Below are 1,103 nucleotides of genomic sequence, written 5' to 3'. Positions count from 1 at the left end.
AATGCACGTTGCTGGTGTACGTGGACGATGCAACGAGCCGGTTGATGCATCTGCACTTCACGGCAACTGAGTCGACCTTTAGCTACTTTGAGGCGACACGAGCCTACATCGAGCGCCACGGCAAGCCTAGTGCGTTGTACAGTGACAAGGCGAGCGTGTTTCGCAATGCGAGCGCCAGCAAGACCGGCAGCAGCGTGACACACTTTGGCCGAGCAATGTACGAGTTGAACATCGATACGTTCTGCGCGAACAGCAGTTCGGCCAAGGGGCGCGTGGAACGCGCACACTTGACGTTGCAGGACCGATTGGTCAAAGAGCTACGGCTGCGTGGCATCAGCACGGTGGCCCAGGCCAATGCTTATGCGCCCTGCTTCATCGCGACTTACAACGCACGCTTTGCGAAGCCAGCGAAGAGCGATTTCGATGCCCACCGGCCGCTGCGCTCTGACGAGAGTCTTGAGCTCGTGCTCACCTGGCGCGAGCCGCGCAAGGTAACGAAGTCGCTCACGGTGCAATACGACCGCGTCATGTACCTGCTGGATGACACGCTAGAGAATCGCAAGCTGATCGACCGCTATATCGACGTGTGGGAGTACCCGGATGGCCGCATCGAGCTTCGAGCCGACGGCCGTGTGTTGACCAGCAGGCAGTATGACCGGCTGGCCGAAATCGATCAGGGTGCAGTCGTCGAGCACAAGCGCCTCAGTCATGTATTGCAAGTTGCGCAAGCCATTCAAGCGCAACGCGACAGCAGCCGGATCGGTAAAGCGCCGTCTCGAACGCATCTGGGCGATTCAACCCGGACTAACCGGAACGAACGCCAACCGGGCAAGAAAAAGCAGCGTGAATTCACGCAGGCCGACGTCGAGCAGGTGATCGTGGATCTGGCTCAGCGCAGTCAAGCGCAACAGCCACCGCGCAAACCTGGCCGTCGGTCTGCCAGGGACAGTGGAACAGGCGTAAGCGCCCTGCCCATTCAGGACCCGCTCTTCGACACTGCGGGAGTTGTAACCCTAGAGAAACAAACCTTGAACCCGTCAACCCGGACATTTGAACTTAGCCGGCAGGCGGACATTTGAGAATGGCTTTGACATAGCGTGTAG

1 protein-coding gene is annotated in these 1,103 nt (G+C 58.8%); it reads left to right on the top strand.

The genetic code is table 11. The features are described 5' to 3' along the window. A partial coding sequence (locus tag KPG66_RS07085; RefSeq protein WP_237070388.1) for an ISNCY family transposase occupies positions 1-1,079 on the top strand: 1,079 nt, incomplete at its 5' end. Positions 1,080-1,103 lie beyond the last annotated feature (24 nt).

Source organism: Mycetohabitans sp. B2 (genome assembly GCF_021733735.1).
Lineage (GTDB): Bacteria > Pseudomonadota > Gammaproteobacteria > Burkholderiales > Burkholderiaceae > Mycetohabitans > Mycetohabitans rhizoxinica.
The sequence above is the reverse complement of the archived record's forward strand: the minus strand, read 5'-3'. Positions and strand labels throughout refer to the sequence as shown.